Origin of the sequence: Streptomyces sp. NPDC059371 (genome assembly GCF_042751995.1) — a bacterium.
Taxonomy (GTDB): Bacteria; Actinomycetota; Actinomycetes; order Streptomycetales; family Streptomycetaceae; genus Streptomyces.
Genome location: NZ_JBHYXD010000013.1, coordinates 40,555 through 55,404 on the forward strand (window position 1 = coordinate 40,555; position 14,850 = coordinate 55,404).

Annotated in this window: 6 protein-coding genes; 4 read left to right on the forward strand and 2 right to left on the reverse strand. The window is 69.1% G+C overall.

From position 1 onward, the window contains the following. Positions 1-174 precede the first annotated feature (174 nt). The gene (locus ACFXGX_RS10430; RefSeq protein ID WP_384787656.1) at positions 175-7,398 is read right to left on the reverse strand and encodes an RHS repeat domain-containing protein; all 7,224 of its coding nucleotides are present in this window, start codon (positions 7,396-7,398) and stop codon (positions 175-177) included. A gap of 341 nt (positions 7,399-7,739) precedes the next feature. Between ACFXGX_RS10430 and ACFXGX_RS10435 the strand changes: the two genes are divergently transcribed. Then, complete coding sequence (locus tag ACFXGX_RS10435; RefSeq protein ID WP_384787659.1) at positions 7,740-12,005, forward strand: LamG-like jellyroll fold domain-containing protein; 4,266 nt, start codon at positions 7,740-7,742, stop codon at positions 12,003-12,005. Positions 12,006-12,273: 268 nt separating this feature from the next. Here the strand turns inward: ACFXGX_RS10435 and ACFXGX_RS10440 are convergent, their stop codons facing one another. Further along, entirely contained in the window at positions 12,274-12,678 is a 405-nt protein-coding gene (locus ACFXGX_RS10440; protein ID WP_326784219.1) for an FKBP-type peptidyl-prolyl cis-trans isomerase, read from the reverse strand. A gap of 449 nt (positions 12,679-13,127) precedes the next feature. Here ACFXGX_RS10440 and panD point away from each other — a divergent pair, with 449 nt between their 5' ends. The 3 genes from panD to ACFXGX_RS10455 all read left to right on the forward strand — a co-directional run. Further along, positions 13,128-13,553 (forward strand): aspartate 1-decarboxylase, encoded by a 426-nt coding sequence (gene panD, locus ACFXGX_RS10445; protein WP_384787662.1) that lies wholly within the window; start codon positions 13,128-13,130, stop codon positions 13,551-13,553. Between the two features lie 54 nt (positions 13,554-13,607). Beyond that, positions 13,608-13,952 (forward strand): GNAT family N-acetyltransferase, encoded by a 345-nt coding sequence (locus ACFXGX_RS10450; RefSeq protein WP_384787665.1) that lies wholly within the window; start codon positions 13,608-13,610, stop codon positions 13,950-13,952. 167 nt (positions 13,953-14,119) lie between these two features. Then, a partial coding sequence (locus ACFXGX_RS10455; RefSeq protein ID WP_384787868.1) for an aspartate/glutamate racemase family protein occupies positions 14,120-14,850 on the forward strand: 731 nt, incomplete at its 3' end.

Sequence of the window (14,850 nt, forward strand, 5' to 3'; positions counted from 1 at the left end):
GTTTAAAACAGACACCGATGGTGTTCGTCGTTGCCGCGCAGCATGAAGCCGCCCTATGTGGGGTATGCTGGGGCGTCACCCGGTCTCCCGCAGCGGGACAGTCTCCCGCTGCGGCAGACGGACGATATGCCGGACGACACGGTATGGCGCCGGGCCGAGCGGCTGTTCAACGCATCATCGGCCTCTTGATATCTTGCGCCACATCATCTGGCCGAACGCCTCGGCATTTTCCTCGGTTCCGGTGTCCCCGAAGTTGGCCATGCGGTTCTGGTGGTAGGTCTCGTGGAAGAACGTCACCACCGCCTCCTTCATGTTTCGCAGGCCATAGTTCGAGATCTCGATGATCGGCAGACCGTTCCGGCCAAGATGGGGGCGGTCGCTGTACTTGGGCGAGGGTCCCAAGGAGTGTGGGCTGTTTCCCTCGGCCAGACGACCGGTGTTGAGATCGATGATCTTCTCTTTGTGGACGACATCGTACTTGTCCCACTCGGAGCGGTAACCGGCCCGGGACAGATACTGCTTGAGCCTGCCGAGGCTCACCACCGTCCCCTGTGGGTAGTAGTCCGGCTTCTTGTCGGGCTTGCTGCGATAGGCGTTGCCCTGCTCGGGCTCCGGACTCGGCTCGTTCCCGCTCCGGGCGGGGGACTTGCCACTGCCTCCCGGTTCCTTGCCGCCCTTGCCCGTACCCGCCTTCGGCGTTGACGGTGCGTCACTGTTCTTGGGCGTCGTGGGCGCGGGGTCGGCCGGGGTGGTGGTGGGAAGGTCTCCCGAGAGCAGCCTCTTGACCGCTCCGACGAGGTCCTCGCCGTCCGCCATCGCGAGCCTGACCGCCTTGACGGCCTTGACTCCACCGCTGACCAGCTTGTAGGCGCCGTATCCGTCGACGGCGAGCGTGCCGACCACGCCGGTCCACTGACCAGCGACATACGATTTCGACCCGGTGTCGACGCTGAAGAGGTTGGCCAGCGGGTGGTCGTCGACGTATCCGGTGTGGCCGAGCTGGATCGGGGTCTCGTTCGAGTAGCCCGTCCAGCTGTTGAACAACTGGTTGTCGCCGTTGGCGACGCCGGCGAACCCGTTCCAGCCGTCGGAGAGCTTGTTGACGCTCCACTGCCACGGGTCGCCGACGAAACTGTCGCCCACACCGCAGAAGAAGCCGCCGATCGAGCTGCCCCAGCCGGAGATCCAGGACAAGCCGTTGGGGTCGCTACCGGAAACGGGGTTGCCAGCCCCGTAGCCGTAGCCGCCCATCTGGTTCGGGTCGCCGCTCTCGAAGAGCGGGTCGACCGACAGGAAGCGACCGGTGACCGGGTCGTAGTTGCGTACTCCGAGGAGGTTCAGGCCGGATGTGGCGTCGGCCGGCTTGCCCAGGTAGCCGTGGTTGTCGGCCCATCCGGTGGGCGCGGGACCACGCGGGTTGCCGTAGGGGTCGAAGGCGCGCCGCGTGATGGCCAGAGTGCCGCCGTCCACCTGGAGTTGGGCGGTTCCCTGCGGGGTGGTCGGCTGGTAGCTGATGCCGCCCTTGCTGGAGCGGACCGTCACCGTGCCGTCAGGGGCGCAGTAGTAGCGCAGTCCGGTGACGGCTTTGGTGGTGGTGTCGAGGCTGAGCTGTTCGATGCCGCCGAAGAGGTAGAGGGTGTTGTTGCCCGGCCCGCGCTGGATCAGCAACTGGCCGTCGGCGTCGTAGAGGTAGCCCGTCTTCTTTCCGTCGGTGGTGGTGGCGGAGGTCAGACCCTCCTCGTTGTACTCGATCCCCTGAGTGCTCGGGCGGGCTCCGGTGGTGGTCCGGGTCTTCGTGTTGCCCGCGTCGTCGTACTCCGGGGTCAGCACGGAGGTTCCGGTGGCGGGGTTGCGGGTGGTGACGGTGGACACCGCGTTGGGCCGCTTGGCGGGAGCCGTGCCGGCGCCCGGGTAGGCGAACGTCTGGGTGGTGTCCTTGGCCGCGTCGCCGGTCACGTCGTGCGCGATCTGCTGGGTGCGGTCACCGAGCTGGTTGAACTGCCAGTCCGTCCAGTACGGGGCCGGTCCGCCGATGGTCGCCGGGCTGGGACGCGAGTTGGTGCACCGGGCGAGCTGGCCGGCGGTGGCCGTGGTCAGTCCCTTGGTGTCCGTCCAGGCGGTGGTCAGCCGGTCCTGTGCGTCGTAGGTGAAGCACTGGGTGTCGGCGGTCCGGTCCGCGCCGCCGCTTGAGCGGATGTCGGAGACCGCGGTGATGTTGCCGGCCTGGTCGTAGCCGTAGGTGGTGTCGGAGATCGGGTTGGCGGTGTTGGTCTGCAGGGTGACCCGGTTGGTGGCGAGCCTGCCCGTCGCCTGGTCGTAGGTCTGCGCGGTGCGCAGTTGCTTCGACGGGGTGCCGACGGTGGTCTGGAGGACCTCCCCGAGCGGGCTGTAGTTGACCGTGGCGACGTACGGCCGGCTGGGCGAGCCCATGCTGACCAGGCCGCCTTCGAGGTTGTAGCCGTAGCCGACGGTCTCGGCGGGAAGGCCTCCGTCGGCGCCGTACGTGGTCGCCGCCGTCAGACCGACGGTCTCGGTGTAGGAAGCCTTGGCGGTGTAGGTGCCCGCCAGCGCGCCCTCGGCGGCCGGGATCACGGTCGAGGTGCTGGTCGGCTGCCCGACCGCGTCGTACGAATCGATCTTCTGGACGTAGGCACTGCCGTTCTTGCCGCCGACGTAACGGGTGGACGCAACGGGCAGGCCCTTGCCGAGCTCGTCGTAGGTCCACTCAGCCAGCAGCTTGGACGGATCCGTCGTGCCGTCGCCCGAGTACTCGGCCTTCCGGCGGCCCAGCAGGTCGTGAGTGAATGACAAGGTTTGTTTGCGGGCGTCGGTCGTGCGGTCCAGCCGCCCGAGCGCGTCATAGTGCGAGGTGGACGTGCCGGTGTCCGGGTCGGTCTGGGAGACCACGCGGCCCTGCAGGTCGTAGTCGTAGGACCATGAGTTGCCCACCGAGTCCTTGACGGTGTCGACCTGTCCCGCGGGCGTGTAGGTGTAGCGGGTGGTGATGTCCGCGGCCGCCGCCTTGTCGGCGGTCCCGGTCGACCAGAGCACGGTGTTCGACGCGTCGTACACCGCGACGTTGTCGTCGGACTGCACCTTCAGGTAGCCGCCGGTGTGGCCCGACGTCCGGCTGGACCACAGAGTGGTCTTGCCGGTGGCGTCCATGACCGCGAAGTTGCCGTCGGTCTGCATGACGGCGTACGCGCCCGGCTTGCCGGCCGTGTCGGACGACCACAGCACCTTGTCGCCGGCCAACGCGGTCAGCACCAGGTTGCCGTCGGCCTGCATGGCCAGCCGGACACCGGCGGAGACCAGCGAGGTGCCCGAGGCCAGCTTGCCGCCACCGGCGAGCTTGCGGTCCGGTGTGGCGTCGCGCACCACCGTGGAGGTGGTCCGGCCGAGGGCGTCGGTGTAGGTCGAGGTGGCCTTGCCGCCCTGCGGTGGCGTGCTGTCGACCCGGTCGACGCCCCGGTAGTCCGTCGAGGACTGGAACAGGGTGCTGGCGAAGGAGACCATCGTGTTGGTGACCGGCCTGCCCTGCCCGTCGTACGACGTGCGTGTCACCGAAGGGCCGGTGCGGTTGGTCTCCGCCCACATCGTGCTGCTCGGGGCGTGATCCGCGTCGGAGTAGGCCCCGATGGCGGAGACGGCCCAGCCGTGTGAGTCGTAGTAGGTCGAGGAGATGAGCCGTCCGGCCGAGTTGTCCGCCGGAGTCGACTGCGTCTGGCGGGGTTGCAGCGTGCCGTCGTAGATGGTGACGGAGGTGCTGTAGGAGCCGTCCTCCCGGAGGCCCTTGGTGGTGACGGACGACGGGGTGGGGTTGTCGCCCGAGCCGTGGACGTCATAGCTGTAGATCCGGTCGGGGGTGTCGCTGACCTTGTCCCGTCCCGGGGACCAGACCTTCTCCCGTCGCCCGAGCGCGTCGTAGGTCGCGTCGGTGACCTGCTTGTTGGCGTCCGCCGCGTGGGTGACCGAGCCACGGCCCGGTGAGACCGTGCTGGTGGACGTCCACTTCAGCGGGTTCGTCGTGGACAGGGTGGTGGGCAGGATGCCCGAGGTGGGTTCGTACGACGTGGTCGTGGTGTTGCCCGCCGCGTCGGTGCTGCTCGCGACCCGGCCGTACTTGTCGTACGACATGCCGCCGAGCGTCTGGTACTTCGGGTCACCGCTGGCGTCGTACGACGTGACCGACTGGGTCGCGGTCACCAGGCCGAGCGAGTCACTGTTCTGGCCGAGCTTGCCCAGGGTGCCGACTTTGTCGACCGAACCGTCCCCGTCGTAGAAGATCCGCTTGTCGGAGAGGGCCGTGTCCTTGCCGGGTGTGGTGCCGCAGGATCCGGCGACGCTGATGGTCTCCTTGGGGTAGACCAACATCATCGGGTTGTCGGCGGGCGCGTCGGCGTAGGCCGTGGTGGTGCACGTCTCCTGCTTGGGCTTGGAGACGTCGCCCTCGTCGTCGACCTTCCAGATCCGCCCCTTGTCGTCGAAGGTCGTGCTGGTGCGGGTGGTGCGCCAGGTGCCGTCGGAGAGCAGGCCCATCGTGCGGGACGAGGTCGCCGATATCTGGCGTGCCGTCATGTCCGGCAGGGTGGAGAGCTTGTCGGGCTTGGGGTCCTCGGACGTCCATGCCGTGCGGTCCCGGGAGGCGGTGACCTTGGATGTGGGCGGGGTGGTGAGGGTGCGGCCCACGACGGTGCCACCGGCCTTGGCGTAGGCCAGAGCCTGGTAGGGGGTACCTGCCAGCCAGGGGCTGTCGGTGATCTCCTCGTCCAGGGCGTTCTTGACCTTGACGCTGCGCCTGGACCCGTCGGACTTGTAGTCGCCGTCCATACCCTGGAGGTAGGAGACGGTGTTCTGGGTGATGGGGTCCGGTGCCGCACCGGTGGTGGTGGTGACGGTGCGGAAGCCCCGGAAATCGTTCCAGGTCCGGTGCTTGTCGTCGGTAAGGTCCGAGTCGTCCCGGTGCCAGGCCGCGCCACCGCTGTAGCTGTAGTTGGTGACCTTGGCCGAGGAGCCCGCCTTGGTGCGGTCGCTGTCGGTGACCTGCGCGACGAGCGTCTTGTGGAACCAGTCCTTGATGGGCTCCACGCCGCCCGGAGTGTTCCAGAACACCGGGAAGCAGGCCATCGTGTTGCTGTCGGCCGAGTCCGGCATGTCCTTCTTCTCCCGCGAGCATTCCGGCGCGCGGTAGGTGACCGCGACCGACTCACCGGTCTCGGTCTGCACGCTGGAGATCCGCGGGTGGAACAGTGGCGGGGCGGCAGGTGTCAGGCCGTCCACGCGGTTGTCCATCTCGATGCCGGCGAAGGTGACCGGGTCGAGGGCAATCGGCTTGTCGCCGCCGGCAGAGGTGTCCTTGCCGGTGTGGACGATGGACGACAGCCACATCACCGACTGGAGCGAGCCGGTGCTCTTGGGGTCCTGGGTGTTGCCGGTGACCGGGTCGTAGGTGCCGCCCGCGTCCGAGAAGACGTGCTTGAGGTCGTAGCTGTCGACGTCCTGCCAGCCGGAGGCGGTGCGGACCGAGGTGTCGACACCCTTGAGCCGGTACGTCGACCAGAAGGTCGGACCGGACGTCAGGCAGACACCGTCGGTGTCGTCGTCCTTGACCTTGTTCTTCCAGTCGGACTCGCAGTGCAGGTCGTACGGGGTGTCCGGCCAGTCCTTCGCGGTTTTGGAGGAGAGATTGTCGGCCTTGCAGACCGTGTCGGAGGTGGTGCAGCGCTGCGCGGCGCGGAAGACCACCTTGGCGGCCGGTTCACGGCCCGCCCTGGCGTCGGCCAGCTGGTAGCCGTACGAGATCTGGGTGAGGCGCCCGCCGCGGACGTACTTGGTGATCTTGCCACCCTTGTCGTCCTCGGCGACCTGGCCGTAACCCATGTTGTAGTAGTTGGACTCGGTCGCCCAGTCGTAGCGCTGGACGTTGCCGTGCGGGTCGACGACGAAGTCGAGGTTGAACCGGTAGCCCACCGGCTTGTCGCACTGCGAGTCGTCGCCCTTGTCCGAATCGTGGCAGGGGTCGCCCGACTTGGGGTGGTAGACGGGCACGCCCCAGGCGCTGTCGGTTGCGCTGTCGTCAATGGTGCCGGGGGCGTGGTTCAGGCCCAGGTAGTAGGCGGTGCCGTCGGTCGTGGTGACCTTGAAGTACTCGCCCTGCCAGAGGCCGTTGGTGGCTCCGGTGAGCCGCTGGATCCTCGTGCCGTCGTCGGCCTGGAGGTGGTACTCGCCGTCCGAGTCGCGGACCAATTGGCCGTTGTGGGTGCCGAGTTGAATGGTGGCGTTCCAGCCGCCCCAGCACTCGTCGCCGGAGTCCTTGATGCCCTGGTCCTTGCAGCTCTTGTACGAGCGCTCGATGAACCCGGGGCTGTAGGACCAGCCGTCGCCGGCCCAGGAGGACTGGGAGTTGCGCGCCGAGGTCTCGCCGTCGACCGACTGGGAGTCGTAGGACAGTCCGACGCTTGGCGCCTCGCCTCCGAGGGAGGGCGGCACCGTGATCGGGTAGTTGTACGTGAAGGCGCCCGAGGCCGAGGAGGACCAGGCGCCCGAGGCGGACAGCGAGGTGGCGCCGAAGTCGCCCTGCGAACCGCTGCTGCCCGCCACCGCCGCGACCGCCACGCCCGAGGAGGCCAGGGAGGTACGAGCGGAGGGAGCGGCGAGCTTGGCAGTGGCTCCGGCGGGCACGGCGACGATGCCGGTGACCTTCCGGGCCTGCGGGTCGTTGGTCGACTCCAGCGGTGTGCGGGTACGACAGGCCGCGACCTGAGGTGTCGTCAGGGCGCAGGCCGGCATGGCCACCAGGTGCAGCCGGGAGGCCCAGCCACCGCCGTACGCCTGCTCGACGGCGCCGTAGTCCACCGAGACGGAGACGCCGCCGGCGCCTGAGCGGTGGTCGGCGCGCGACAGGCCGACCAGCAGGCCGTCGACACCGGCCTTCTTCGCCTTTCCGTGGTCGGCGAGTTGCACCCGTATCGCACGGGCCGCCTCCACGGGCGCGCTCCGGTCGACGAGCGCGCGGGCGCGTCCGCCGATCGCCGACAGTGCGGCGGGCGACAGCGAGACGGGCAGCGAGGCGGCCTTCACCTTGCCACCCGCCGTGGCCGCGACCCGGCTGCGCACCGGGGGCGCCTGGGCGAGGTCGACGGTCGTGGTGCCGCCGACGGGCCACTTCGGGGCCCTCACCTCGTGCCGGGCGAGCTTGTGGGCGCCGGGCGGGGTGGGTTCCTCGAGGCCTGAGCTGTCCGCGGGATGTCCCGGGACCTTGGGCTGCTCGGGCAGCGGATCGGCCGCCCAGACCTCGTCCTTGTACTGGTAGCCGCCGACCACGACGTCGGCGACGGCCGGCTGAACGGCCAGTGAGAAGGCGGCGGTCGTGGCGACCCAGACGGTCGCCCGCCTCAACCAGGCCCGTTTTTGGGCACCTTGAATTCCGCGCGGTCTTGCGCGCATGTGTGATCCCCCATGAGAAGAAGTCCAGAAGCCGTATTGCAGTGGTCAGCTGACGGCCCGTCTGGTCAGATTGGAACCGTATTGCCATGTCATGCGCGCAGCAATACCCTTTCTCACCGGTCGCATTGATCACAGCCCTCACACAGGCCCCTCATGGGAGCTTCACGACAGGGCGCGATGCGAAGAATCACCGCAATTCCGACATGCGACGGCCCTCGGGGGGACGCGCCCTGTGAGAAGGACCACAGCGGCGCGCCGGGGGGCGTCGCTCACGCTCCTCGAAAGGGCGATTCATGGGGGAGTTCACCCGCGTCCGGAGTTATCCGGCGCGCAATCTGACACGCCGTCTGGCGCTGTCAGCGGCCGTCACCGGCCTGCTGCTCGGCGCAGTCGGCCCGGTCTCGGCGGCAGGCCCGCGCCCGTCGGCGACCGCCGACGGCACGGACAGTTCGCCCCTGGCGACCGCCAGCGCTGAGGCGGCCAGGACCGGACAGCCGCTCACCGTCGACCAGTTGACCACTGAGACCGCGGAGACCGTCGCCAACGCGGACGGCACTTTCACCCTCACCGCCCACCTGCAACCTGCCCGCGTCCGCAAGGACGGTGAGTGGACGGACGTCGACGCCGGTCTGGCCAGGAACTCGGACGGAACGTTCTCCACCAGGGCCACCCCGTCGGCGCTGACCCTCTCCGGCGGCGGTGACGGGCCGCTGGCCACCCTTGTCGACGAGGCCGGGCACCGGTTGTCGTACACCCTCCCGTTCCGCCTGCCGGCTCCGGTCGTCAGCGGTGACAGCGCCCAGTACAGCGACGTGCTGCCGGGAGTGGACCTCAAGGTGAGAACCACCGACCAGGGTGGCTTCCACGAGGTCCTGATCGTCCATGACGCCAAGGCTGCCGCCAACCCGGCCCTCGCCTCACTCCGGCTGACCACCGAGATGAGCGAGGGCATGGCCGTCGACGTCGACCGTGACGGTCAGGTGACCACCACCGCGTCGGACAGCACCGCCCTGTTCAGCTCGCCCACCCCGATGATGTGGGATTCGTCCGGCTCACAGGTCTCGGCTGCGGCGCCGAAGAAGGTGCTCCGGGGCTCCGCCCGCGCTGGTGACGCCCCAGCTGCGGAGGGTGCCACGGGCGAGACTGCCTCGACGGCTGAACAGCCGGGCAGCGCCGCACAGGTGAAGCCGATCGCAGTCACCAGCGAAACGGGCGCACTCACCCTGACGCCGGACGCGAACCTGCTCGGCGGCAAGGACACGGTCTGGCCGCTCTACATCGACCCGTACACCAGCCCGATCACGAGCAAGAAGAGCCACTTCATCACGGTCAAGGAGGGCTGCCCCTCGCAGAGCCCGTACGACGACGCGCAGGACAACGGCGAGGGGGTCGGCTACGAGCACTGGCGGAACTGCTTCGGCCTCAACCGCGCGTACTACGAGCTCAACACCGGCAACCTCACCAAGTCGATGGTGATCTCCAAGTCCGTGGTGCACCTCACCTCGACCTACGGTGCCTCCTTCGACTGCGACAACGAGACGGGCGTTCGCCTCGCGACGGTGTCGGGAATCAACAAGAACACCGACTGGGACCACCAGCCGAAGCTCGCCGGCGACGGATACATCGGTGGTACGCAGAAGGTCAAGAGTTCCAACATGAGCCAGCACTGTGGCGACCACGACGTCAACTTCGACGTCACGGGCCAGATCAAGAAGCTGGCGGGCAAGGACGACAGCTGGACCTTCGGCCTGTGGGGCAACGAGTCCAAGTCATCCAGCAATTACGACTTCGTGCGCTTCGCGACCAACCCGTACCTGACCACGGTGTTCGACATCGCGCCCTCGGAGCCGGACCGTCTGGGTACCACACCGGCCACCATCAATCCCGCGAGCAACGGCTGCGACGGCGCGGCCGACGGCTGGATCGGCGAGTCCGGGCTCGCCGGCGACACCTCCGACATCAGGCTGAACGCGCACCTGAACACCGACATGAGCGGGGTCAACCTGCGCGCCCGGTACGAGGTGTGGGACACCAAGACCGCAGACGACGACGGCAGCTCCACCAGCAAGGGCAAGCCGGTCAGCGGCTGGGTCAGCGACGGTGGCACCACCCGGGTCAACATCGGATTCAAGGTGGCGGACGGGCACCAGTACGGCTGGCACGTCAGGGCCGACGACGACACGCTGATGAGCGGCTGGTCGCCGAACTGCTACTTCAAGATCGACCTCAGCGCGCCGAGCATCCCCTCCTTCACCGACTCTGCGGTCTTCCCGCCGCTCGGCGCCGACCAGGCGTCCACCGGCCACGCCGGCGACGAGGGCGTCAAGATCAAGGTGACCGCGAACGACCCGGCCCCCACCGGCTGCACCCGGGGCAGCTGCGTCAGCAGCGGCATCGACCGGTTCGAGTACTCGCTGGACGCCAACATCCCCGGCAGCGGCGCCGCCAAGGTGGACGCCGTCGCCGGGAGCGGCGGCACCGCCACCGCGAACGTCCCGATCATGCTGAGCACCGCCCAGTGGGGCGCGCACACGCTCTACGTCCGGGCGGTCGACAACGCGGGCAACACCCAGGGCACCGTGGGGCAGTACAGCTTCTTCGCCCCCTGGAACCCGAAGACCAAGGTCACCGCCGGTGACCTCGACGGCGACGCCGTCCCCGACCTGGCCGCCCCCACCACCGACGGCGACCTGGTCCTGGTCCGCGGCAACGCCGACCCGGCCGCCCCGCCCACTACGATGTCGACCAAGGCCCAGAGCCCTGACGGCACCGGCTGGGACAACTACCTCGTCGCCCACCGTGGCACCGCGACCGGCACCAACGTGGACGACCTGTTCGCCTTCGACAAGACCACCCACGAGCTGTACCTCTACGCCAACGACGCGGTCACCCCCGGCGGGACAGCCGGGCACTTCACCCTGACCCAGAACGTCGTTCCGATCCGCAATTCCGACTCCTGCCCCGCGAAGGGCTCGGACGGCACCTGGAACAACGTCACGCAGATCCTGGCGCCCGGCAAACTGGCCCAGTTCGCGGACGTGCCCGACCTGATCACCGTGGACAAGGGCGAACTCTGGTACTACCCCGGCACGTTCCAGGCCGGCTGCAATCTCGGCCCGGGCGTGAAGATCGGCACGGGCGACTGGTCCGACAGCACCTTGCTCGCACCCGGTACCGTGGGTGGCGTCCCGACCCTGTGGGTCCGTGACAACGCCACCGGCGCGGTCAGCAGCTTCCCGCTGACCTTTTCCGCAGGTGTCCCGACTGCCAAGCTGACCGCCCCGCAACACGGGCCTTTGGTCTCCGGCGTACTCGACACCAACAACAAGAACCTGTGCCTGGACATCGCCGGCTCCCGCACCGCCAACGGCACCCCGGCGCAGATGTACACCTGCAACGGCAGCGACGCCCAGAATTTTGCCCTCGGCACCGACCACACCGTGCACGCGCTGGGCAAGTGCCTGGACGTCGTGAAGGGCGACACCGACAACGGCACCCTGGTACAGCTCTACCAGTGCAACAACACCGGCTCCCAGGAATGGGTCTCCGGCCCCTACCCGGGCACGCTCAAGAACCCGCAGTCCGGCCGCTGCCTGGCTGACCCCTCCAGTAACCGCAACCCGCGCACCCAGGTCGTCATCTGGGACTGCAAGAACATCGCCGACCAGAAGTGGGCCGCAACCAACGGCAATGTGCTGCCCGCCGCCCAGCGAGTGCTTCCGGTCGGCATCGGCGAGCAGGACTACCCGACCGCCGCCTCTCCGGGCGACGTGCAGGGCACCGGCTTCCCGGCGCTGTACGCGGCCTCCCGGTCCGGCCGGATGGTCGAGTACCCGGGCGCAGCGGCCGACGGCGGGCTCGCACAATTCACCGCCCCGGTGAACATCGGTCACGTCCACCGGCCCGCCGACTGGTGGAAGCTGGACGGCGCGGCGGACGACGTCCGCCCGGCCAACGGCCTCACCCTGAACGGTGGCGCCACCGTGACCGCCGATGCCGCACGGGGCAGCGCGCTCGCTCTCAACGGCAGCACCGGCTACGCGGCCACCTCGGGCCCCGTGCTCGACACCAGCCGCAGCTACACCGTCTCGGCCTGGGCCAATCTGAGCAGCCTGACGGCAAACTCCACCTTCGTCTCACAGTCCGGCACCAGCGCCAACGGCCTCCAGCTGTACTACTCCAGCGGCGCGCACGCCTTCGCCTTCGGTCACGCCCACGCGGACGACACGGGGGGCGACTTCACCAGTGCCTACGGACCCACCACGGGCGCGCAGAGCCCGAAGACCAACGCGTGGTTCCACCTGGTGGGCGTCTTCGACGCAGACACGCAGCAACTGCGTCTCTACGTGAATGGTGACCTGGCGGATACCGCCGCCTACGGCGGGACGGTCTGGAACGCGACGGGACCGTTGCAGATCGGGCGTCGCCTCTACAAAAACACCTACGGGGAGTACACCGACGGCAAGGTTGCCGACGTACAGCTCTTCACCGAGGCGCTCACTCCGGGCGGTGTCGCCTCACTCGACCGGAACCGCCCGGTTCCGACCCAGCTCGGCTGAGTCCCCGGGTGCCGTACGCGGCGGTCCGCCCACTCCGGCGAGGGGTGGGCGGACCGCCGCGCTTGTGCCCCCGGCAGGAGTGGCGGCGCAGGAGGTTTTGTACACAGAGATCTCGTGTGTATGGACATTGCTAGCGTCGTCAACAAGCCGTTCATTGATGGTGTGACTGACCCTCTACGACTTCACCGGTACTCGTACAACAGCCCCGAGCATGCCCGCTGGTCATGCAGGCGCACCGCGAAACTCCAAGATCCCCGACAGAGTCAAGTTAGGCGTTGCTCCACCCGGTTGTGCTGGAATATGAGTCCAGCAGGTCCACCACGAAGACCAGGGTCGAGCCCGGCGGGATCAACGGCGAGGGCGACTGATTGCCGTATCCGAAACGCGGGGGGACGATGATCTCGCGCCGACCGCCGACCTTCATCCCCCTCACTCCCCGGTCCCAGCCCTTGATGACCTTGCCGCTGCCCAGGGCGAACTTGAACGGCTGGTCCCGGTCCCAGGAGGCATCGAACTCCTTCCCGGACTCGAAAGTCACCCCGACATAGTGGACCCTGACCACCATGCCCGGCTTGACCTCAGCCCCGTCACCGACGACCAGGTCCCGGATGGCCAGCTCGGTAGGAGCGTCACCCTCTGGAACGTCGACCTCGGGTTTTGTCAGTTCACTCATTGCAGCCTTATCACTTTCCGTCGGAAGCCGCCGGACCAGCCAGACACATGGACACTCCCTGCGGCAGATGGTCACGCTACCGAGAGTGCTGGTCCGCGCCTTCTCTTCTCAACCATGGCCCTGAGCCCAGGTGATACCGACGCTTGGGCAGACCCCGGCGCGCCTGCTCACCGTGGCGATACCAAGTGAGTCCACCCCTCGGTCCCGCTCCAAGCTCGCACTCGTAAGTCAGCGTCCACTCAGCATCAGTCCCGCACGGTTTTTCGTATATGGCCGAGTCGGTGGCCCCGCGGCAGCCTGGTCGGCGCAGAAATGCGCAGGCGGGGTGCCCGGCCGCAGCAGCGCACGATGTTCCTGGAAGTCTTCGAGTTCAGGGCGTGTCGATGTACAGTGTGGGCCGCCCTTGACCTGCAAAAAGCGGGCAGGGAGCCGTCTTCCAGGAGTCCAAAGTGCTGCGTACTCTGTTCAAATCCAAGATCCACCGCGCCACGGTCACCCAGGCCGACCTGCACTACGTCGGATCCGTCACCATCGACGCCGATCTGCTCGACGCCGCCGATCTGCTGCCCGGCGAACTCGTTCACATCGTCGACATCACGAACGGCGCCCGCCTGGAGACGTACGTCATCGAGGGGGAGCGCGGCTCCGGCGTCGTCGGGATCAACGGAGCGGCGGCCCATCTCGTGCACCCCGGTGACCTGGTGATCATCATCAGTTACGCTCAGGTGACCGACGCCGAGGCGCGGGCGCTGCGGCCGGCGGTCGTGCACGTGGACCGTGACAACCGGATCGTGTCCCTCGGCGCGGACCCGTCCGAGCCGGTACCGGGCTCGGACCAGGAGCGCAGCCCGCAGGCCGTGCCCGTCACGGCCTGAGCGACGGCGCGGCGGTATCGCAGTAGCCCAGGACTGAAGGACCGAGGAGTGCCCATGAGCGACATCGAGATCCGCGACGACCGGCCGGCCGGCCGCCTCGAGGCGTTCGCCGGAGGCCAAGTGGTCGGGCACATCGAGTACTTCGTCCTGGAGGAGCCCGCGCGGGCCCTCGTCCCGGTGCACACCATCGTGGAACCGGAGCACGAGGGCCGGGGCATCGCCGGCTCCCTCGCCCGCGAGCTGTACGGCATCGCCGCCCGCGAGGGTGTCGTCGTGGCGCCCCTCTGCCCGTACGTCGTGAAGTGGGCCGCGCGGCACCCCGAGGAGGCTCCGGCGGCCGACCCGGCCCTGCTGGAAGCCGCGATGGCATGGCTCGCGGCACACCCCGGCCGCTTCTGATGGCTCCGGCCCCGGACGGGCCCTCGACGCAGGCCCCGGTTCGGTCCGGGGCCCAGGCCTCGGTTCGGTCCGGCGTTCAGGCTTCGGTCCGGTCCAGCATTCAGGCCCCGGTCCGGTCCGGCGTCCAGGCCTCGGATCCGGCCTCCGCCCCGGCCCCGGCCCCGGGCCTGGCCCCGGCCCCACCCCGGTTCGGGCCCCTCGCCCTGCTGCACACCTCGCCGGCTCACATCCCCGTCTTCGACGCCCTCCGCGATGCGGACCACCCGGGCCTGGAGCTGCGGCACCTCGTCGACGAGGAACTGCTCGCGAAGGCCCGTCGCGAAGGGCCCGAAGCCGTGGCCGACGAGGTTCGGGCGCTGCTGGCCGACGCCGTCGCCGACGGTGCCCGGGCCGTGCTGTGCACCTGCTCGACCATCGGCGCGATCGCCGAACGGACCGACGCCGGCGTGCCCGTGCTCCGCGTGGACCGCCCGATGGCCGCCGCCGCGGTGGCCACGGGCTCCCGGGTCGTCGTCCTCGCGACCGTGGCCGGCACCCTCGGCCCGACCGTCGCCCTGGTCGAGGAGGAGGCCCGCCGAGCCGGTCGTCCCGTCGAGGCCCGCACGGCCCTCGTCGACGGCGCGTGGGCGCTGTTCGAGGCCGGTGACACGGACGGCTGCGCCCGCGCGGTGGCCGAAGCCGCCGACGCGGTCGCCGACGCCGACGTGATCGTCCTCGCCCAGGCGTCCATGACCGCGGCCGAGGGACTCACCTCGACCGCGGTGCCGGTGCTGTCGAGCCCGCGTCCCGGGCTCGCGGCCGCGGGGGGGGGGGGGGGCGCGGGGGGGGGGGGCGGGGGGGGGGGGGGGGCCGCCGCGGGGGGGGGGGGGGCGGGCGGCCGGGTGGCGCGGGGGGGGGC

Bases quoted from the DNA above. Each gene is read 5' to 3' on its own strand.
- ACFXGX_RS10435 (WP_384787659.1), top strand. From the start codon at position 7,740: ATGGGGGAGTTCACCCGCGTCCGGAGTTATCCGGCGCGCAATCTGACA.
- ACFXGX_RS10440 (WP_326784219.1), bottom strand. From the start codon at position 12,678: ATGAGTGAACTGACAAAACCCGAGGTCGACGTTCCAGAGGGTGACGCT.
- ACFXGX_RS10450 (WP_384787665.1), top strand. From the start codon at position 13,608: ATGAGCGACATCGAGATCCGCGACGACCGGCCGGCCGGCCGCCTCGAG.